The sequence below is a fragment of the Pseudomonas sp. GG8 genome, assembly GCF_052976945.1.
In genome coordinates this window covers 3,372,457-3,392,270 of record NZ_JBRIIP010000001.1, presented here as the reverse complement: position 1 = coordinate 3,392,270, position 19,814 = coordinate 3,372,457, and the positions used below count along the sequence as shown (strand labels likewise).

Genomic DNA, 19,814 nt, shown 5'->3' with positions numbered 1-19,814 from the left:
GATTTCTACCAGTATTGATTTCCTGTTTTGGGTCGATAGGAGACTATCTTTCTGCTGTCCGAATTGACCAAAAATCCGGTTGCCGCTGAAGCTCTTATAGCGTTCGCCCGAGCGTCTGGAAACGCTTGGATCAAGGCCATTGCGATGCGGCAAGCAAGAAGGATAGCATTGCTATGTAAAGTCGCTTGATGACCTATTACGCTTAGCTATTATGTGCGCGCCGAAATGGGCAGCGAAGCTCAATCCGTCCTTGCATTGGTATTTGCTTTTGGGCTCCTACTCTTTACTTCCCATGACAGGAATCTCGATGCTGGCGTACAACCAAAAAAAGTTTCTTATCGTCGATGATTTCTCCGATTTTCGCAGTTCGGTCAGGTCCATGTTGCGCGAACTGGGCGTTGTGGAAGTAGACACCGCCGATACGGGTGAGCAGGCGCTACTCATGTGCGCGCAGAAACGCTACGACTTTATCCTGCATGATTTCAATTTCGGTGACGGTAAGAAAAATGGTCAGCAGGTGCTTGAAGACCTGATGACCGATAAGCTGATAAGCCATGAAGGTGTTTTCGTCATGGTCACCGCCGAGAACAGCCAGGCCATGGTGATGAGCGCCCTGGAATGGGAGCCGGATGCTTATCTGACCAAGCCGTTCAACCGAGCGGGCCTGGCCCAGCGCCTTGAAAAGCTTGACCAGCGCAAGACGTTGCTCAAACCGATTCTCCAGGCGCTTGATCGCGGCAAGCCTGCCGATGTGTTGGCCGCCTGCACCAGCCTCACCGAGAAGGACCAGCGCTTTGCCCCCCTCTGCCAGCGCTACAAGGCTGATGCCCTGCGCGATCTGAATCAGCATGATGCGCTGGAAAGCTTTCTCAAGATGATCCTGGCCGACCGCGCTACGCCTTGGGCTTACGCGGCGCTTGGCAAATTATTGTTCAAGCGCGGCAAGGCCAGCGAGGCTCAGGCTATTTACGAGCGGGCAATGATTGCCTTTCCGATGATCCCGACGCTCTACGATGGCCTGGCTGATGTGTTAGTTGCCCGTGGTGACGCGCGACGCGCCCAAAGCGTACTCGAGGATGCGGTACGTTTGTCGCCATTGGCGGTGCGTCGGCAAAGGTTGCTGGGCAAGCTGGCGATGGGTAACGAAGATTTTGAAAGCGCCTCCAAGGCTTATCGTCATGCCGTGTCCCAAGGGCAGTACTCGCGCTTCAAGGATCCAGAGAGCAACCTCGGCCTGGCACAAGCACTGATCAGCAAGAATGGTGATAAGGGCCTGGATGCCCGGGCCCGGGTGGAGATCAACCAGACGCTGGGCGAGGTCGCTAAGGAGTACGGCAACGATCAGGGGCTGCAATTGCGCACTCGTCTGATGAAGGCGACCAGTCTGCAACAGTCGGACCCTGAGACCGCCGCGAAGCTGACCGCGCAGGCGTTGGCAGTTCTTCAGGGCATGGAGAGCTTTCTCGGCGCCGACGCGGCACTGGCGGTTGCCGCCCAGCTTCAGCGCTTGGGTCAAGAGGAAGCTGGAGCAGGGGTATTGAAAAACTGCGCAGAAATCTACGGCGATGACCCCGCAGTCATGCAGGGCATCTCTCGCCTGACCGATGATCCTGCGATCCTTGGTGCGGGCAAGGCCGCCGCTGACCTCAACCTTCAAGGCGTACGCAGTTACAAGGCTGGCAATCTCGCCGAAGCGCAGGATTTTTTCCGCCGCGCGTTGGCGTTGCAATCGAAGAACATCAGTATCGCCCTGAACATGGTGCAATCGTTGTTGCCTGCGAAGGGCGTGACTCCAGATGCTGCACGGCTTGAAGAATGTCGGGTGTGCCTGAACATGATCGGCATGATGCCTGACACGGATCCCCGTTATGAGCGTTATCAGAAGTTGCAGAGTCGGGCGTTTGGCGCATGAATACTAACGATGAGGGCCTCGACTTCTCGATGGTGATCGCCTCCATCGTGCATGACATGAAGAACTCCCTGGCGACATTGATGCACGCTCATAGCCAGTGGCTGATGCGGCTGCCCGACGTGCAGCAAGGCACCCCCGAGCATGGGGCCATCGAATACGAATTCGCCCATCTCAACGGGATGTTGGTGCAGTTGCTCGGTTTGTATAAGTTGGGCGTCAACCAGTTGCCGCTGCGGCCTGACTATCATGAGCTCGATGATTTCATCGAAGCACAACTGGCGTGCCATCAGGATGTCTTGAACAGTCACGGGATCGTCGCGAGTTACGAACTCCAGGGCATTAATGTGCTCGGCTTTTTTGACCGTGAACTGATAGGTTCGGTGGTGGCGAACATTATTATCAATGCCATCCGTTATGCGCGCCATGCTGTGTTGATCAGCGCCCATGAGGAGGGAGACCAACTTGTGTTGACGATCAATGACGACGGACCCGGGTATCCAGCGCAGATGATCGAGCGTCAGTCAGACTATGTGCAGGGCATCAATCAAAGCAGCGGCAGTACCGGTCTAGGCCTCTATTTCGCAGCGCACATCGCCAAACGGCACGAGCGCAATGGCGTGCATGGACATATCGAACTGGCCAACGGCGGCAAGTTGGGGGGCGGTCAATTCATTATTTATCTTCCTTGAGTGCCGTCGCGATAAAAATGCCCCGACCCTTGTGGCGTTATTCAGTCGCCTTCCCGTCGTCGCTCGGCGCTTGCTCATCACTTTTGTTGTCCTGGAGAGGTTGCTCACCGGGCGGAGGAAGGTCTTGAGGTATCGGTTCTAATTCGACCGACGGGGTAAAGGTTTTGATGAGGCTTCCCTCGATGTGTCCTGACAAGTGATAGACCCCTGCCATTACCCCGGCGGTGGGATTGTCCATCAGGTTACGCCGCTCATCGTCCAGGGCGGCGCTCAGGATTACCCGAAGCTGCTCCACCATTTCTGACCGTTCTTTCTCGTGCGCAATGGCGCCGAAACCCGACACAGCAAGGGAAATCATCGTGCCTGCTACTCGGCCAACCGCCGCGGCGACAGCGCCTGCGACACCTCGGGTGGGGAGCGTGGCCTCCAGTTTTTCGCTGGTCCGTTGTGCCACTGACGATATGCTTGCGTCCGATGGACCGGCGCCCGCACCACTTGGCGTATTGCGGATCTGATTGACCAGAGCCACATACGCCGGCAGCTTGACGACAGGATCGATGTGGATGATCTGGTAGAGCGAAGCGTTACGATTGGGTGGTGGCGCCAGCTCGATTGCTGGAATGTCTTTGAATCGTCGGTCTAATTGGTCTAGAGGCACACCGTAGCGTGGCGCAATGCCCTGAAGTTGCGTGCCGAGAAGCTGGATGTACAGTTTCGTCGTCTGCTCCATGACCGCGCCGGGATCAATCTGCTTGGCAACAGGGTCCAGCACGCGATTGTGGTATTGCTCCTGCAGATAGTTAGCCATTCGTTTGGCCGGATCGGTCTCTTTCCCTGTGCTCACCTTGTACCAGGCCACCTTGAGCGTCAGCCATTGCTGAGTCCAGTAGCCGGTAAACCACGGAATGAAGTCTGCCTCGGTGCGCTGGTAGGCGAGGTCCCTCCAGTTTGCCATGGAGCTGCGCGCATAGTCCTTGGCCGATCCTTTCGCGGTCAGCGACGCGGTGACAATATCCCAGTCGACCTGTCGCCAGGTATCCTCCGAAACCAGAACCGGCGGAGTCTGATCGGGGGCGTGATTTTTGGAGGCGCACCCTACCAACGCCATCATCAAGGCGACGATAAGGGCGAGGATCAGGGAACGCAGATTCAAGATCGCAGTCCTCTAAATAGACTCGACCGCGTTAACCCATCCGGCATTGGATGAGCTTCAAACAAACACTCCACGCCTTTTTTGATTCGCAAGCCTCAGTGCGCGGCTATCCTTCTGATACCCGGCATGGAGTGCTTTTGCCGCTTTGCGCCTTCCCCATTGGAAGGGGCGTTCAGCGTCTCGGGTCATGGCCTTTTGAGTATAGGTGGTGAAAGGGGGGGCAAGAAAACCCAGCGATCTTATGAGTTAGCGCCGTTCCATGCGTGGCCGGGTAAGATGACGAAACTGCTCATTGGCCTTTAGCTGCCGCTTTCTCTGCTGTGGTGAAGGCGCTCGACCCCGGAGGATCTCACCGCAACGTTTGCTTTTCAGCCCGGTCGCCGGAGAAAATACCCGTCACGCGCGACTGCATTTGGCACTCACCCTCCTGATGCAACTGACCCTACCGGGCTCGGTGGCATCGATCTCAGGAACCTAGAATGGCCCCAAGACATGTAATTAACGCTTCGGTAAGCCCAAGGGGCAGCCTGGAGACTCTGTCCCAACGTGAAGTTCAGCAACTGAGCGAAGCCGGGGCTGGCAGCATCTACAAGCTGTTCCGCCAATGCGCCTTGGCAATCCTCAACACAGGCGCCCACATAGATAACGCCAAGACTATTCTTGAGGCCTACGAGAGCTTCGAGGTTCGCATCCACCAGCAGGATCGTGGCGTGCGCCTCGAACTGCTCAACGCGCCTGCGGACGCCTTCGTCGACGGTGAGATGATCGCCAGTACCCGCGAGATGCTGTTCAGCGCGCTACGTGACATCGTCTATACCGAGAGTGAGCTGGACAGCCAGCGCATCGACCTGAGCAGCTCGCAGGGGATCACTGACTACGTCTTCCACCTGCTGCGCAATGCCCGCACCCTGCGTCCCGGTCTGGAGCCGAAGATGGTGGTGTGTTGGGGCGGCCATTCGATCAACACCGAGGAATACAAGTACACCAAAAAGGTCGGCCACGAACTGGGCCTGCGCAGCCTGGACATCTGCACCGGTTGTGGGCCTGGCGTAATGAAAGGGCCGATGAAGGGTGCCACCATTGCTCACGCCAAGCAGCGAATCATCGGCGGCCGCTACTTGGGCCTGACCGAACCGGGAATCATCGCTGCCGAGGCGCCTAACCCGATCGTCAATGAGCTGGTGATCCTTCCTGACATAGAAAAACGCCTCGAGGCCTTCGTGCGCGTCGGCCACGGTGTAATCATTTTTCCAGGCGGCGCGGGCACAGCCGAGGAGTTCCTCTACCTGCTCGGGATCCTGATGCACCCTGACAACAAGGACCTGCCGCTCCCTGTCATCCTGACCGGGCCAAAGAGTGCCGCGCCCTACTTGCATCAGTTGCACGCGTTCGTCGGCGCTACGCTGGGGGAGGCCGCACAGACTCGTTACGAAATTATCATCGATGATCCTGTTCAAGTAGCAAGGCAAATGACCGTGGGACTAAAAGCGGTCAAGCAGTTCCGTCGAGACCGAAATGACGCTTTCCATTTCAACTGGATGCTAAGGATCGAGGAAGGCTTTCAGCGCCCGTTCGACCCCACCCACGCCAACATGGCCAGTCTCCAACTGAGCCTGGACCTGCCTCCTCACGAATTGGCGGCCAATCTGCGGCGTGCCTTTTCCGGCATCGTTGCCGGTAATGTGAAAGACAAGGGCATTCGCCTGATCGAGCAGCATGGCCCTTACCAGATCCGTGGCGACGCGGCGGTGATGCAGCCTCTGGACCGCTTATTGAAATCGTTCGTCGAGCAGCACCGCATGAAGCTGCCAGGCGGCGCGGCCTATGTGCCTTGTTATCAGGTGGTCACGTAAAAACCGGATGTGACCTGTCCGTAGTGATTGTCTGGGCGTCAAAAACAGCCTGAAAGGCTCGGGCGGTCATCGTTCCGGGCCTGGCCCCAACGCTCAGGTATCAACGTGTCGTTGGGGCGATACTGTATCGCGAGGGTGTTACTTCGCCTTCGCCGCACTGGCTTTCTTCGCCGCCGCAAGCCAGGCGGGATCCAGTCGATGCTGGTCGGTATCAATGCCGAGAGCTTCCATGCGCGCCTTGTGCAGGTCGGCCTCTCGCACTGTCTGGCTTGCTGCGCCGGAGTTGCCATCCAACTGGTGCATCTGCGTGAGCCCCAAGTGATAAAAGCGCAGCAGTTTCATGGCCGTCGGGTCACTGGCCTGCACGCCCTCGGTGACGTAATGCATGACGTTGGTAATGCTCATTAGGCTGCGTTTCAGCTGCCAGCCGTAGACGGCCGGTGCCATCCATGCCTGCGACCAGAACTGGAACCGCACCACGGTCACGGTCACTGCCAACGCGGCAATGACGCCCGCCGCATTCAAGCGGAAATTATCGCCACCGGGTTCGCCAAACAGCTTCACGGCAACGCTGGACAGCACCATGGCCAGCAGCGCGAAGATCACGATAATGATCAGCGTACTGCGTCGCGTTTGCCGTCGATAGGTTTCAGGATTGAATTGCTTGATCTCAAACATCACTGCTGCAGCGCCCCTTTGTTGAGTGGATAACACTATTGCGGGGCATTATCGCCTGTAAGAGGTGGGCACAGGCACGCTTAATGAGTCGGCTCACGTGTGTAGGTGCTTTTCGGTCGAAATCCAGCCCTGAGCAGGTGCCTTTCTCACCGGGCGTGAGGACCCGTTCGGCCCTGATCTTTTGCCGTATTAAAAACCACAACCGTTTGAACTCGGCCTTGGCTCCAGTCGACGTCGAGTACCAATTCATGGCGACCGGCAGCAGGGGAGAGCCATACTTCGCGCCCCCGTCCTACAACCTTGTCGTCGAGCATCCAGGTGAGTCGCTCCGCTGACAGTGGATACCCTGCGGAGTCAGTTGCATTGCCTGACGCCTGTATCGGTTGATCGGCTCGCAGCGTCTGCCCGTTCTGCGGGTAAAGAATCGCCACCTCAGGCGCACGTTCGGGCAAGTCGACGACCAACGCTGGCGATTCGGCGGTGAAAAATCCGTCATGTCCGAGTAAGCGCAACTGGACCTGTCCTGCGGGTAAACCGGTCAGCGGCAACTCCGCTTCGCCACCCCGCAGGCCAACGGCCAAGCCGTGCCATCGCTCGCCTTTATCGACAGTCCATTGCACCCAGACGTCGACATCGCTCTCGGCGTCGACCTGCCACCTCAGCGCCAGTTGTTGTGTCGACGTCACGTCGGCTGTGGCGCTGACGAACTGCGCAGGACGTGCAGGCGCCTGGCGTGTCCAGACTTGCTCTGCCGGACCTGCGATGCGCAGCGATGAGCCGGGCGCTCTGTCAGGCAGGTAGACTTTGAACATGAACGGTGGGCGGTCGGGGTCTTGGTTCGGGTGTCCGTGGCCCTGGCAACAGCCGCATCCACCCTGGAAGTCGGAGCGCACCAGCGATCCACTTGCAATCACGTGGCCCTGCTCGTTCATGAGTTGCGCAACCCAGTGTGTCTGCACGCCCGTGGGCAATGCTGTCACAGGGACACGTGCGACAGATTGAACCTGAATCTCCCCGTTTTCCTCGACATGACCCACGATGGAAATGACCGGATTCATCGTTCGCCCCTGCAGTTCGTCCTGTAGCCATGGTGGATCGGGCCACCAGAGGTGTTCGATGTCAAAAGCCCTTTCCAGAGGGTAATCATCGAAAATCGAACGCTCTCTCAACCACCGGGGCTCAAGTCGCGGGTGCTGAAGCAAGCGGTCGTGTTGATACAGAGACATCCAGCGTGGATTGCAATAGGACATGTAGTCCCGCGCCGTCGTCGGGTCGTACACCGCGCCGTTGCGAATATCGAGCCCGAATTCACCAATGGACGCGGAGGCATAGGGTTCGTAAGTCGGGTAGTTTGGATCGGTCGCCCCTGCGGCACCGCATGGGGTGTGCTGGAAGCCATAGCCATGGCCGATTTCATGCAGGAACGTCAGTTGATTACCCACGGCTCCAGCGCCCAGGCCATCCTGTCCACAGCCTGGCACGTTGAGCGGGATGCCAGCGGGGAGCAAACCGTAATACACAACGTCCGTGCGGTTGCCGTCGTTGTCCCGGAGTAGTGCAAGCCAGTTGAGCAGGGTGCCCCAATTGGTTGAACAGGCTCCTGGTCCAGAGCGTACGTCGTCCAGTGGGGTTGCCCAGTTCAAGGTGCCGCAACTGGCGAACGATCCGGTGGCCTGCACGGGCATGGCAGCGAACGCCATCGATGCATTGGTTTGCAAATCCGCGAGTGTCGGCGCGGGAAGCGTGAGTTGGGTAATGGCCGGTTGACCGGGTGCGGGTGTATTGGCGGAACTGGGACCGTTGTATGCGACGAGAATGGCACGCACGCGCAGGGTCTGAACCAGGTTCGTATTGATGATAATGCTGCTGTCTGAACTTTCAATGCCTTGCAGGCGCGCCGTCAGCCGTAACGTGCCATGACACTCCTGGGCAGGAATCAAAAAGTTCAAGGTACGGTTTATGTTGTTGCGCTCGGTTGCGTAATCAACGGTTTGCTCAGCCGTAACAGTCGCCGCACCTTGAGCGGCGTAAGTCGCGACGGCGTCATAGTTCAAGGCGTGGTTACGGCGCGCGAGGTCCAGCGAACCAGTGACATTGGCAACGGAGCTTAATAACCCGGAACGTACATAAACCCGAACCCAGGCCGCTTTGTACGCCACCAACTGGACCGAGTTATCCGGTCCACGGTCGGCGCTATCGGTTAAGTGTTCGGCAGCTCGGTAATACTGGATCGACTGTGTCACTTCAATGCCGTTAACGCGGGCGCGCCAAAGGCGATAGCGATCAATAAAGGACTCTTGCCACCAGCGCAAGGCCCCTGCGCGGATCTGATCAAGGAGAGTGGGTCGCACAGTCTGCTCCCTTCGTTATTCAATAGATGAAAAACAAGGCATGCATGGTGTTGCTGTTAGACGGCGTGCGCAGTGGAGTATAGGAGGGCCCCTGAAAAATACGGTTCATTCTGTCGGATTAGTGCGGGCACCTTTTTTGTGACGCAGGTGTATTGAATCATCGTGGAGGGCGTTTTCGCGGTCCAATGAGTAACAGTCAGATCTTCCATTTCCTTGCAGTGTTCGCCAGTTGCTGGCGCAGATCGTCGACGGTGGCGGCAAGTTGCAGGGTCAACAGTCGGTAGCCGTCCAGTGCCGAGTAGACCGGGGCACTCAACGCGGCCGTATTGTCTGCCCCGCCGACAGGGCGCTCGATCCGCTCCGAGACACCGGTTTGCAGTGCGCGCGCCATTGCAATCAGCTGTACGCGTATCTGTTTGTGTTCGGCGTTGAGGGACAGCTGCAACACGGCCATGGCCTGTTCGTCGTTGGCGGTGGGCCGGGTGTTGGCGAGGATCTCCAGGGTGCTGATGCACAGCCGCAGATTGCGCTGGATGGCGTCGAGTTTATTGAGTGATATCCGCACCTCCTTGGACACGGAGGGCATCAACGAACGCAGTTGCACCATGGCGCCGGTCAGTCGGTTCATCAGCTTGAGGTACTCGTCGTCGCTGACCGATTGGCCACTGATGATGCGGCTGTGGATCGCGGCACAGTCACGCAGTGCGCTCGCCAGGTTGTAGCGCCAGGAAAAGACCGCGTACAGGGGCAGCGCGAAAGAGAACGCCAGGGCCAGGACGATGCCAATGAGGATATCGACAGTGCGCCAAAGGCCATCGGATATCGGGTTATCGCCATGACCGGCGACGATGAACACGGTGATTGCCGACAGCAGCGCCGTGTAGCCGCCTTTGCCGATCGCGTGATAAGCAAAAAAGCCGCATACCGCAGACATGCCCAGGTACGTGAGCAACGGTATGCCCAAGTACGCTTGCTGGGCGACCAGCAACAGGCCAACGGCGGCGCCTATCAGCGTTCCATACGCCCGCTCGGCCGCTTTTTTGCCGATATTACCATGGTGCTGAAGTCCGCCGATTACCACCAGCATGGTGACCGAGGCCCATTCCCCGTGGGGCAGGTTGATGCCGGTGGTCAACAAGATCGACGCGAGCAACCCCAGCGATACGCGCACGGCGTGGATAAGCCTGGCGTTACGGTAGCGTCGATAGGGATCCAGCAGCGGTCGCAGGAATTTGCGTAGAAGCGGGGGGAGTCGCGATGATCGAAGGTCATACATCGGTTCAATGAGACTCTTGGTCTGTGGGTCGAGGCCGTTCAGTCACGGGCTGTCCGGCAGCTCGAACCCTATGATCAACAGATTCTAGGCAACTGCTCTCCGGTCAGCCAGTCTACTATCCTGCGCCCACCGAAACGGGTCTGCATTTGCACGAAGCCGTGCGAGTCATCCAATACGGTGCCGATGCGCACCGCGTCTTTCCCCTGCGGGTGTTGGCGCATGGCGTGCAGCAACGGTTCAGCGTCGGCCTCGGAACAGATGGCGATCAACTTGCCTTCGTTGGCGATGTACAGCGGGTCGAGGCCGAGCAGTTCGCACGCGGCTTCGACCTGTGGTAGCACCGGGATCATGGCTTCGTCGAGGAGCATGCCAACTCCGGATTGACCGGCAATCTCGTTCAGCGTTGTCGCCAAGCCACCACGTGTCGGGTCGCGGAGCACGCGCAAACCGGGGGCGGTCGCGAGCATATGGGCAACCAGTTCGTGCAGGGCGATGCTGTCGGAGATGATCTCGGTGTCGAATTCCAGCGCCTCACGCTTGGACATGATTGCCACGCCGTGTTCGCCAATGCTCCCGGACAGCAAAATGGCATCGCCAGGGCGAGCACGATGGCCGCTGGTATTCACCCCGGCGGCGACCACGCCAATCCCGGTGGTACTGATGAATACGCCGTCGCCCTTGCCGCGCTCGACCACCTTGGTGTCGCCGGTGACGATGGGGACGCCCGCCTGACGGGAGGCACGGGCCATGGAGTCGACAATGCGTTTCAGGTCTGCGAGTGGGAAACCTTCCTCAATGATGAAGCTGGCGGCGAGGTACAGCGGTCGCGCACCGGTCATGGCGACGTCGTTGACGGTGCCATGCACGGACAGGCTGCCGATGTCGCCGCCGGGGAAGAATAGCGGCGAAACCACATGCGCGTCCGTCGCCATAACCATGCGCTCGCCGGGGGCGAGTTCGGGTGTGAAGACCGCGCCGTCGTTGCCCTCACGCAGCCAGGTGTTATCGAAGGCGGCGACGAACAGTTCTTCGATCAATTGCGCCGAAGCACGGCCGCCAGCGCCGTGACTCATGTCGATGCGTCCTTCTCGCAGGTTCAGGGGGCGGACATAGCCGCGCTTGACGGGGGAACCAGCGTTCATAAAGCCACTACCTCAATGTCTTTGTAGCGCCCGTAGGCGTAATGCGCGGCGCAGGCGCCTTCGTTGGACACCATGCACGAGCCCATTGGATTTTCGGGTGTGCACACGGTGCCGAACAGGCGGCAATCCGTGGGTTTTTTCTGCCCGCGGAGGATGGCGCCACATTCGCAGGCCTTGTGATCCGGCACCGCCTGGTACTCCAAGTCGAAGCGCACTTCGGCGTCGTAGCGGGCGAAGGCCGGACGAATGCGCAGGGCGCTGAGGGGGACTTCACCGAGCCCGCGCCATTCGAAGCTGGGGCGCAACTCGAAGACCTCATCCATCAGCGCCTGGGCGCCCGTATTGCCATAGCGTCCGACAGCGCGGATGAACTCGTTCTCGACTTCAGCCCGACCTTCATTGACCTGGCGCACCAGCATCAAGATCGCCTGCATCACGTCCAGCGGCTCGAAACCGGCGATGACCACTGGCTTGTGGTATTGGCGGGCGAAGGCTTCGTAAGGCGCCGAGCCGATGACGATGCTGACATGCGCCGGGCCGACAAAACCATCCAGTTCCACCGCCGACGCGGCGTCCTTTTCCGGCGCGGCGAGGATGTGCGAAATCGCAGCCGGAGTCAGGACATGGCAGCAGAGCACGCTGAAATTATCCAGGCCACGTGCCGCCGCTTCGCGAATGATCAGTGCCGTGGGCGGTGTGGTGGTTTCGAAACCGATGGCGAAGAACACCACCTGCCGTTCCGGGTTCGCTTCGGCGATTTTCAGTGCATCCAGCGGCGAATAAATCATGCGGATATCGGCGCCGTGGGCCTTGGCGCGGAGCAAGGAAAGCCCTTCAGACGCGGGCACACGCAAGGTGTCGCCGTAGCTGCAAAGGATTGCTCCGTGTTCCAGGGCCAGCTTCACCGCCAGGTCGATACGTCCAATCGGCAGCACGCAGACCGGGCAGCCGGGGCCGTGGATCATGCGCACGTTGTCGGGCAGTAGCTCGCTGACGCCGTAGCGGGAAATCGCGTGGGTGTGGCCGCCGCAGAACTCCATAAACCGATAGGATCGGTCGGGATGGGCTTCTCCGCGGATGCGTGCGGCGATGCGTTGAGCCAGCTCGCCGTCGCGGTATTCGTCGATGTACTTCATGAGGCTTCCCGTTGCGTGCGGTTCAACTCGTCGAACATGTCCAGCGTGCGCTGGGCTTCTTCTGGATCAATCAGGCCCAGGGCATAGCCGACGTGGATAATCACGTAATCGCCGACCTGTGCCTCGGGCACCAGCGCTATAGAGATTTCTTTGCGGATGCCGCCGAGATCGACCAGTGCGGTGTCGCCACTGCGCAGTTCGACCACACGGGCGGGAATAGCTAGGCACATGACAGAGGTTCCTCCAGCGGCAACGCCGCTTGGCTTTCAAGTTCGGGCCAGTGGGCGGCGATCCAGCCTTGGCCGAGGGCCAGTCCGGCATCGCCGCAGGACACGCTCTGTGCGCTGAAGACCGGCACGCCGTGGGTGCCGAGCAGATGGCTGAGGCGCGTACTGAGCAGACGGTTGGCGAAGCAGCCACCGCCGAGCAGTACCGGCAGTTTTGCAGGCTGTTGCAGCACCCAGTCAGTCAGGGCCGCCGCGAGTGTCAGGTGGAACAGTGCGGCACCTTCGGCGCTACGGCCATGATCGGCCAAGTCGAATAGACGTGTGAGCAGCGGCCGTAGATCAAGCACGCCGTCAGCGCGGATGCGCCATAGGCCTTCGACCGTTGGCTCGGCATTCGCTGCCAGATAGTCGCTGGCCAGACGTTCCAGGGCGATGGCGGCTTCTGCCTCGGCTTGCTGGCGCACACTGATCCCGAGAATACCGGCGGCGGCATCGAACCAGCGTCCCGCGCCACTGCTGGGTGGGCAGTTGAGGTTACGGCGGAGCATGCCTGCAACGGTGCCAGCGCTTTGCTCGCCGACCAGCGCGCCGAGGCGAGTAATGATTTCTTCATTGCGGCCCAGTAGATGCAGCGCGGCTGCGGCCAGACGCCAAGGCTCACGGGCGGCGATGTCGCCGCCCGGCAGTGGCAGTGGCAGCAGATGCCCGAGTCGGCGCCAGGCGTGGGGCGCGACCCATAGCAACTCACCCCCCCAGGCGGCGCCGTCACTGCCGAGGCCGACGCCGTCCAGCGCCAGACCCAGCACCGGGCCGTCGAGCCCATGTTCGGCCATGAGTGCGCCGATATGCGCATGGTGGTGCTGGACCGCCAGCGCGGGCACGTCCAGCCGAGCGGCCAGGCTCACGGCCAGTTGGGAACTGTAGAAGTCCGGGTGCAGGTCATGGACGATTGCCTGCGGGGTAGCGTCGGCATGCGCGAGCAAACGCTCCAGCGAGGCTTCGAGGTCCAGACAACTTTGTGGATCGCCCAAATCGCCATGCACTGGGGACCACAGCACTTGATCGCGTTGCAGCAGACAGGCTGCGTTTTTCAGCCAGGCACCGCAGGCCAATACGGGCGGCCAGACGTTCGCGTTGGGGAGTTTTTGGCTATGCACGTCAGGCCCCCTTGGCCGGCGCTTTCAGCGCTGCCAGTTCGGCTTCGAGTGCGGCGATGCGTGCAGCCTTGCGGTCACTCTCCGGCGCACCCGCCAGTAGCCAGTCGAGCCAGGCGTCCAGGCCGGTGCCGTCACGGGCACTGAGCTGAATGATCTGCAACTGCGGATTGACCTGATGGGCATAGTCCAGGCAGCGCTGCACGTCGAAGTCCAGATGAGGCAGCAGGTCGATCTTGTTGAGGATCATCAGCTTTGCAGCGGCGAACATGTCCGGGTATTTGAGCGGCTTGTCCTCGCCCTCGGTGACTGACAGGATCGCCACTTTACCGGCCTCGCCGAGGTCCCAAAGTGCCGGGCACACCAGGTTGCCGACGTTCTCGATAAACAGAATGCCCGCCGGTTCGCCTGCGCCGTGTGCATGATGATCGTGGGCGGCGTGGTGATGATGGTGGTTGGAGAGCAGCGGGGCCTTTGGGTGGTGATGCTCATGCCCTGCGGCATGCAATGCGTCGTGCAGCGGCAGGCGCGCGTAAGCTTCGGTGATCATCCGTGCGTCCAGGTGGCAACCCTTGCCGGTGTTTATCTGGATCGCCGGCACCCCTGTTGCGCGGATGCGCTCGGCGTCGTTGCGGGTCTGCTGGTCGCCTTCAATCACCGCGATTGGCAACCCGGCTCGGCGCTCGCGCAGGGCGAGGAGGGTGGCACACAGCAGGGTGGTTTTGCCGGAGCCGGGGCTGGACACCAGATTGAGGGCCAGCACGCCGTGGGCGATGAAATTCTCTCGGTTGCGTGCGGCGTGGCGGTCGTTCTCGCCGAGCACATCTTGCTCGATGCGGATCGTCCTTGCCTGGCTCAGGCCGGGCACCGAGACCCGCGCTTCGCCCGCGCCGTAATGCAGATCGCCCGTGGCGTCGACCCGCGCTTCGCTATCGGTGGTTGACTCGTTGCTTGGGTGTTGCTCGTGTGAATGGCCGGTACCGCAGCCGCAAACGACGCACATGGCGTTCCTCCAGATTTCAAATCAGAAATCAACTATCAGTGATCCTCGACCTGCAGGTCGAGGATGCGTAATTCGGTGCCGCCGGTAGGTTGCAGCCAGAAACCGCCGCAGGTCGGGCACGGTGCGCCGCGCTCGACTAATGGCACAGTGGCGGCGCAGTCCAGGCACCAGGCCTGTCCGTGCGGTTCTTCGATGTCGATCTGCGCACCGGCCAGCAAGGTGCCCGGTGCCAGCGCTTCCAAGGCGAAACGCAGCGCGTGTACCTCGACCCCTGCCAACTTTCCGGCTTCCAGGCGCAAACGGCTGACGCGCACGAACGGATCAGCGGCAGCCGCTGCTTCCACGGCGCTGAGAATTCCGCCCGCCAGACTCAGTTCATGCATGGCTTGATTGTCCTTGGTGGTTGTCTTTGTCTGTTTCCAGCGTAAAAGCGATGCAGGGATCGAAGGCTGCCATCAACAGTTCAGCCTGGCGCTGGCTGCGTGGATCGGCGCTCGGCAGCGATGACAGCGCCAGGGCCAGAGCACCCTGCGGATGAAGGTTCCACTCGGTGGGGGCGACGATCTGATAGTCGGCTATCTGCACGGTGCCGCCGCTGCGTTCCAGACATACCCGATGCAGCAACAGACCGCGAGCGGTTTCGCTCCAGGCCAGGGCTTCGTTCTGACCCAACGCTATCACCCCAAGCGCCGGTGGGCGGGCATCGGGCAGTGACAGTCGTGCCAATTCGGCGACCCGCGCCCCCAACCTCAGCCAGGCGCTGGTGTAGCGTTCCGGATGTGTTTCGCCGAACCGGGTCCAACTGCCGGTTTCGCACGGCTGTCCATTCAGCTCAGGGCGCAGGGCAAAGTCGGTGGAACGGCGCAGGTGATCTGCCACGGCGTGCAGCGCCGGGGTATCGGTGATCAGTTGCAGTGCATGCACCGGCAATTGCAGGGCGTCTGCGTCTCTGCGGCAGTTGGCAAGTATGCGGCTCAGCCAGTGTTCGTTGCGCTGGGTCCATTCCAGCAACGCGTGATGAGGGTCGTCTTCCCACTGCTGTAGCCAGACGCGTACCGGGCCGCCAAGCCAGAAAGTCATGGCCGCTTCGGGTGCCTGATCCCACGCGCGCATTTCCCCTGGAGAGGGGCGCGGAGCGCCTGGGTCGAGTAGCGGCGGCCAGTCCAGCAAGACGCGTCGCAAGTGTTCACGGCGAGTTTCGGCCAGCAACGCCTGGCTGGCGGCCACGAGGGTGTTCGTCTGGCCCTGCAGTGCTGCGCGGATGGCCAGTTGTGCAGTCAAACGATGGGCCTGACCGCACAGGCTGTAGAGCAGGGGCAGTCGTTGCGCGGCGGCCTCGGGTGGCTGGCCTCGCAATAGCCGAGCCGCCAGTAATGGCCGACCGCCAATGATCGCCGGTTGCTGACCGGGACGCACTCTCAGCGATCCACCGAGTGGCGACAAACTGCTTGAGGCATTCATTCCGAGGCACCAGGCCGACGCCCGAACAGCAGGGCGCGACGACTGAGCGCCGGGTATTGCGGCTCTTCCTCTTTGGGGGTGTCGCGCAACAGGCTGAGCACCTGTTCGGCGGTAGCGCGGGCCGCCGCTTGATCGGCGAACTCGAACATCGGGGAAAACAACGAACAGCTTTGGTAAACGCCGAACGCCTCGTCGACTGCGCCTATGAATGTCAGACGCTGGCCACCGAAAAAATGCTCTCGGGAGGCACCTTGGGCCAGCGGTGCACTCAAGGCGGGCGCGAGCCACATCAGGTTCATGAACCAGGGCGTGATCAGAATGCCGAGTACGCCAGAGGTCGCATCTTCACCCGCAATCTGCACGGCGAAGCCTACCGCCTCGACGTCCAGCCTTGGGTTGAGAAAGGGCAGGCCGCGCATGCGGGTGTCGGCGATGTCTCTGAAGTGGGCAGCCAGCGCCTCACCCCGCAGGGTCGGGGAGGGTGGCGATTCAGACTGTGTCATTGATCACCATGAACTGCTCGGCGGCACCATCGCAGTTCGGGCAGCACCAATGGTCCGGCAGCGCTGAAAACGGCGTGCCGGGCTCGATTTGCCAGACCGGGTCGCCCTCGCTCGGGTCGTACACCCACCAGCAGATTTTGCACTCCAGACGGGTGGTATCGCTGATGCGCGCGGAGTCGCCCCTGTAGCTGCCTTCGAAGCTGGGTCTGTCGGTCATGTTACTGCCCTTCGAACCATTGGATGACATCCTCGAAGCGTTCCAGCGAATCGCTGAGGTCTTCCGGCGCAGCACAAATCACTTCTGGCAAGTCGGTGATCTCGATGGTGTCGAGGATTTGCGCGTCCTGGGAATTGAAGTAGGTGACGCGCCAGCAATTGTGCACCAGTGTGCTGCTGATCCGGCAATTGCCGTAACCGCGAGCCAGTGCCCGCACCGGGCCGACCGGCAAATAAGCGTCGAGGAAGGCAATGTCTTGTTCGGACAGCGGCAGCAGTGTCAGGTTGATCACGTGCGCGGGGCTACCGGTTTGCCAGTGCCGGGTCTGGTCTTCCACCTCGGTGAGAATCGCCGGAGCGTTCATCACGCCAGGCGGTAGTTGTGACGGCAGGTCAAACGCGGCTGGTCGGGCCGCGGCATGGGCGGTAGTGCGCAGTTGCACAGGTGCGGCGCCGACTTCGACATAGTCGTGGCCCTCACCGTAAATTCGCCAGACCCCGGCGAAGATCGATTCCTGGATGCGCAACGGGGTTTGCACGACAACGCGTACGCTGACTTCGCCCTCACCGAGCAGTTGATCGAGCAGCGTGCGGTCGCCGGCTTCAAGTCCGCTGAGGTCGAGGCTCCGGGTCACTTCACCGCGATTGCAGGTGTGGAGCATTTGCAGCAGGTCCTGCAAGGCTTGGCGGGCGCCTGGCAGCGTGTCCAATTCTTCCGGTTCGGGCAGTATCGGGGCGCTGTGGGTGTACATACCTTGCGGCATGCTGATGTATTCGAGGACCTCGTCTTCCACTTGAGAGCCTGGGCCTAGATCGACCACCGGGATGTACATTTGCGGGGCCATGGGCGTTCCTCTGTTCACTGGCAGCCGCCGGTAGCGCCGCTGGGCGTTTCGGCGAACAAGGGGATGCGGGCGTTGCTCAGGTTCAAGGCCTTGTCGGCCAGGCTGAGGTATTCGTCCCAGTCATGCATGCCGTCGATGGTGGTGACGTAGCCACCGTCGCGCAGCCAGACTAGGGTTGGCCAGCGACGCAGGGCAAAGCGTGCCGCGATGGCTTCTTCCTCGGCGCGATGAACCACGCCCAACCGCAGGGTGCAGCCATGGCGCCTGGCAACTTCCTGGCGCAGTTCGGGCAACACCACCGCCACATCCAGGGATTCAGGGTGGCGCACCGGGTCACCGCACAGCAGTAACAGACAGTCACCGCTTTCAGCGAGCCAGGCGTCGAGGTTGTCGCTGCCAATCCAGGTGGCATCGAATTGCTCTACCAGACGGGTGATCAGTGGCGGGATAGCAGGGGTGGCGGGAATGGGCGCCATGAAGGCGGCGGATTCACTCATATGGGTTCCTTGAGGTTAGGCCGCGTACGCGCAGCAACGGGTGGCATCTGGCCCAGCAGGGCGGCGAGCTGTTCGGCGTTCATCGCGGAGGGCAGACTGAAACCGGGCGCGCTGTCGGGTGTTGGCGGGGTGCCGTACAGCGCGGCTTCGAGCATGGCGAGGGTCGAGTCGATCTCCGCTGCCCGTCGTGCATCGAGGTGTTCGCGCGCTGCGTCGAGGAAGATCAGCAACCAGTCACCGACGGTGCAGGTATCGACCAGCGCCGTATCGATGAGCCGTTCCTCGCCGTGGCGGTTACGGCACAGCGCTGAACCAGGGTTTACGGCAACCACTTGCATGGGCAGTCCGATGCACATATCAGGTGCGCCTGGCGAGGATGCGTTCGTCACCGATCCGGCAGGCGGTCTGCGCGGATGGACGCTCGCCTTCGTAGCGTTGCAATTCCAGGTGCGGCAGGGTCACAGCGTCGTCCCCGTTAAGCGGCGAAGCACGTTTGCGCGGCTCGGCACCCCAGGTTTCAAGCACCCGAACGGCTTCGTCCAGCGCGCCTTCCATGGCTGCCTTGACGCTGGGTCGTAAGCTGCCGCCATAGTCCATCATCTGCTCTGGCTGGCAACCAATCAGCAGGACTCGTTGAGGATAGTGAGCAGTCAGTTGGGCCAGCATCAGCACTTCCTGAAAGCCGGTCTGGTGCAGACTGAGCTTTTTGATCCCGAGAAACTTGGGCACTTCGTCATCGGCGATGAATTTCAATTCACCGGGGGCGAGGTTGTAGTCGACGGCGTCGAAAATCAGCAGGTAATCGGCTTCCTGTACATGCTGGATAAGGTACAGACCCTGGGTGCCGCCATCGATCAGCGCGACGTTGTCGGCGAACTCATAGCGTTGCTGCAATGCCTCGACACAGCGCACGCCGAAGCCTTCGTCGGCCCACAGCAGGTTGCCGATTCCCAATACGGTGATGCGCGGACGGGGCGATTCTGAGGTGTTCATGTGCGACTCTGTCGGTGTGTTCATTTTTTGAAGGTCTTGTAGCCGGAGATCATCCCGCCGATCAGGCTGAGGCGACCGTTGATTTCTTCGCGCACAGCGGCGTACACATGCAGGATGATGAACACCACGATGACCCACATGCCCACGTGATGCAGGGTGTGGACTTGTTGGGATTGCCCTAGCAGTGGCAGTACCCAGCCGAACATTCGTTCCTGCCATGAGCCCATTTGCGAGCCTTCGCCGTAGAGGGCGAAACCGGTCAGCACCATGAACAGCGAGCTCAGCAGGAAGACGAAAAACATCGCGAAGCGCGACAGTGGGTTGTGCCCGAATGTGGGCTCCGGCGTAGGGCCAATGAACAGGTAATAGCGCAGCCAACTGAGGAAATCGGTCCAGTAGGCTTTGCTCAACACCGGAACCGAGAACAGCTCGCGGGCGTGATGGTTGCCCACCAGCGCCCAATAGGCGCGGCCCAGGATACCGATGGCAAACACATACCCTGCGCTGAAGTGCGCAAAACGGATGTAGCCCATCAGGAAGTGTGCGCTGGCCTCGCCTGGCTGGGTGGCCAATGGGGAGCCGATCAAGTACCCGGTTACCGCCAGTACCAGAATGCAGGCGGCGTTGATCCAATGCCACAGGCGCACCGGTGCCTCGTAAACGTACTCCGGCAGGCCTATGGGTGTTTCGGTCTGGAGGGTCATATCTTCACCTTTGGAAGGGCA

At 60.6% G+C, this 19,814-nt stretch carries 21 protein-coding genes; 3 read left to right on the top strand and 18 right to left on the bottom strand.

All coding sequences use genetic code 11. The features are described 5' to 3' along the window. The first annotated feature begins 307 nt into the window (after positions 1 to 307). Together ACVBEG_RS16420 and ACVBEG_RS16415 are read left to right on the top strand one after the other, a co-directional pair. Positions 308 to 1,912, top strand: a complete 1,605-nt coding sequence (locus ACVBEG_RS16420) for a response regulator (protein ID WP_322178529.1) — start codon at positions 308 to 310, stop codon at positions 1,910 to 1,912. After that, the gene (locus tag ACVBEG_RS16415) at positions 1,909 to 2,601 is read left to right on the top strand and encodes a sensor histidine kinase (RefSeq protein WP_322178530.1); all 693 of its coding nucleotides are present in this window, start codon (positions 1,909 to 1,911) and stop codon (positions 2,599 to 2,601) included. The genes ACVBEG_RS16420 and ACVBEG_RS16415 overlap by 4 nt, the downstream gene beginning before the upstream one ends. 37 nt (positions 2,602 to 2,638) lie before the next feature. Here ACVBEG_RS16415 and ACVBEG_RS16410 read toward each other — a convergent pair whose 3' ends face one another. Next, entirely contained in the window at positions 2,639 to 3,754 is a 1,116-nt protein-coding gene (locus ACVBEG_RS16410; RefSeq protein ID WP_322178531.1) for a hypothetical protein, read from the bottom strand. A gap of 479 nt (positions 3,755 to 4,233) precedes the next feature. On the opposite strand from ACVBEG_RS16410, the gene ppnN reads away from it, so the two are divergent. Beyond that, positions 4,234 to 5,607, top strand: coding sequence for a nucleotide 5'-monophosphate nucleosidase PpnN (gene ppnN / locus ACVBEG_RS16405; protein WP_322178532.1), 1,374 nt, complete (start codon positions 4,234 to 4,236; stop codon positions 5,605 to 5,607). A 138-nt stretch (positions 5,608 to 5,745) separates the two neighbouring features. Here the strand turns inward: ppnN and ACVBEG_RS16400 are convergent, their stop codons facing one another. From ACVBEG_RS16400 to cybH, 17 genes are all read right to left on the bottom strand, one after another. Continuing rightward, the gene (locus ACVBEG_RS16400) at positions 5,746 to 6,285 is read right to left on the bottom strand and encodes a DUF3087 domain-containing protein (RefSeq protein ID WP_322178533.1); all 540 of its coding nucleotides are present in this window, start codon (positions 6,283 to 6,285) and stop codon (positions 5,746 to 5,748) included. Positions 6,286 to 6,431: 146 nt separating this feature from the next. Next, entirely contained in the window at positions 6,432 to 8,636 is a 2,205-nt protein-coding gene (locus ACVBEG_RS16395) for a M66 family metalloprotease (RefSeq protein ID WP_322178534.1), read from the bottom strand. 196 nt (positions 8,637 to 8,832) lie between these two features. Beyond that, positions 8,833 to 9,912, bottom strand: coding sequence for an FUSC family protein (locus ACVBEG_RS16390; protein WP_322178535.1), 1,080 nt, complete (start codon positions 9,910 to 9,912; stop codon positions 8,833 to 8,835). 74 nt (positions 9,913 to 9,986) lie between these two features. Next, positions 9,987 to 11,054, bottom strand: a complete 1,068-nt coding sequence (gene hypE / locus ACVBEG_RS16385; RefSeq protein WP_322178536.1) for a hydrogenase expression/formation protein HypE — start codon at positions 11,052 to 11,054, stop codon at positions 9,987 to 9,989. Then, entirely contained in the window at positions 11,051 to 12,190 is a 1,140-nt protein-coding gene (hypD, locus tag ACVBEG_RS16380) for a hydrogenase formation protein HypD (protein WP_323565939.1), read from the bottom strand. The genes hypE and hypD overlap by 4 nt, the downstream gene beginning before the upstream one ends. Beyond that, positions 12,187 to 12,420: a HypC/HybG/HupF family hydrogenase formation chaperone gene (locus ACVBEG_RS16375; protein ID WP_322178538.1), complete on the bottom strand. Its 234-nt coding sequence runs from the start codon at positions 12,418 to 12,420 to the stop codon at positions 12,187 to 12,189. Before ACVBEG_RS16375 ends, hypD begins: the two co-directional genes overlap by 4 nt. Continuing rightward, positions 12,411 to 13,574, bottom strand: coding sequence for a Kae1-like domain-containing protein (locus tag ACVBEG_RS16370; RefSeq protein WP_322178539.1), 1,164 nt, complete (start codon positions 13,572 to 13,574; stop codon positions 12,411 to 12,413). The genes ACVBEG_RS16375 and ACVBEG_RS16370 overlap by 10 nt, the downstream gene beginning before the upstream one ends. A gap of 1 nt (position 13,575) precedes the next feature. Then, positions 13,576 to 14,574, bottom strand: a complete 999-nt coding sequence (gene hypB, locus ACVBEG_RS16365; RefSeq protein WP_322178540.1) for a hydrogenase nickel incorporation protein HypB — start codon at positions 14,572 to 14,574, stop codon at positions 13,576 to 13,578. Positions 14,575 to 14,609: 35 nt separating this feature from the next. Continuing rightward, positions 14,610 to 14,957 (bottom strand): hydrogenase maturation nickel metallochaperone HypA/HybF, encoded by a 348-nt coding sequence (locus ACVBEG_RS16360; protein ID WP_219063229.1) that lies wholly within the window; start codon positions 14,955 to 14,957, stop codon positions 14,610 to 14,612. Further along, on the bottom strand, positions 14,950 to 16,035 hold the full coding sequence (locus tag ACVBEG_RS16355; protein ID WP_322178541.1) for a nickel-dependent hydrogenase large subunit: 1,086 nt from the start codon (positions 16,033 to 16,035) through the stop codon (positions 14,950 to 14,952). The genes ACVBEG_RS16360 and ACVBEG_RS16355 overlap by 8 nt, the downstream gene beginning before the upstream one ends. Continuing rightward, positions 16,032 to 16,538 carry a [NiFe]-hydrogenase assembly chaperone HybE gene (gene hybE / locus ACVBEG_RS16350; RefSeq protein ID WP_322178542.1) on the bottom strand — a complete coding sequence of 169 codons (507 nt, stop codon included), beginning with the start codon at positions 16,536 to 16,538 and terminating at the stop codon, positions 16,032 to 16,034. The genes ACVBEG_RS16355 and hybE overlap by 4 nt, the downstream gene beginning before the upstream one ends. Then, complete coding sequence (locus ACVBEG_RS16345) at positions 16,525 to 16,755, bottom strand: rubredoxin (RefSeq protein WP_322178543.1); 231 nt, start codon at positions 16,753 to 16,755, stop codon at positions 16,525 to 16,527. Before ACVBEG_RS16345 ends, hybE begins: the two co-directional genes overlap by 14 nt. A 1-nt stretch (position 16,756) precedes the next feature. Next, on the bottom strand, positions 16,757 to 17,599 hold the full coding sequence (locus ACVBEG_RS16340; RefSeq protein ID WP_322178544.1) for a hydrogenase expression/formation protein: 843 nt from the start codon (positions 17,597 to 17,599) through the stop codon (positions 16,757 to 16,759). 14 nt (positions 17,600 to 17,613) lie between these two features. Then, positions 17,614 to 18,096, bottom strand: a complete 483-nt coding sequence (locus ACVBEG_RS16335) for a hydrogenase (RefSeq protein WP_322178545.1) — start codon at positions 18,094 to 18,096, stop codon at positions 17,614 to 17,616. Continuing rightward, positions 18,093 to 18,452 carry a HypC/HybG/HupF family hydrogenase formation chaperone gene (gene hypC, locus ACVBEG_RS16330; RefSeq protein ID WP_447108059.1) on the bottom strand — a complete coding sequence of 120 codons (360 nt, stop codon included), beginning with the start codon at positions 18,450 to 18,452 and terminating at the stop codon, positions 18,093 to 18,095. The genes ACVBEG_RS16335 and hypC overlap by 4 nt, the downstream gene beginning before the upstream one ends. Position 18,453: 1 nt before the next feature. Then, a complete protein-coding gene (locus ACVBEG_RS16325) occupies positions 18,454 to 19,089 on the bottom strand; it encodes a HyaD/HybD family hydrogenase maturation endopeptidase (RefSeq protein WP_322178547.1) in 636 nt (211 codons plus the stop codon). A 20-nt stretch (positions 19,090 to 19,109) separates the two neighbouring features. Further along, a complete protein-coding gene (gene cybH, locus ACVBEG_RS16320; protein ID WP_447108058.1) occupies positions 19,110 to 19,793 on the bottom strand; it encodes a Ni/Fe-hydrogenase, b-type cytochrome subunit in 684 nt (227 codons plus the stop codon). Positions 19,794 to 19,814 lie beyond the last annotated feature (21 nt).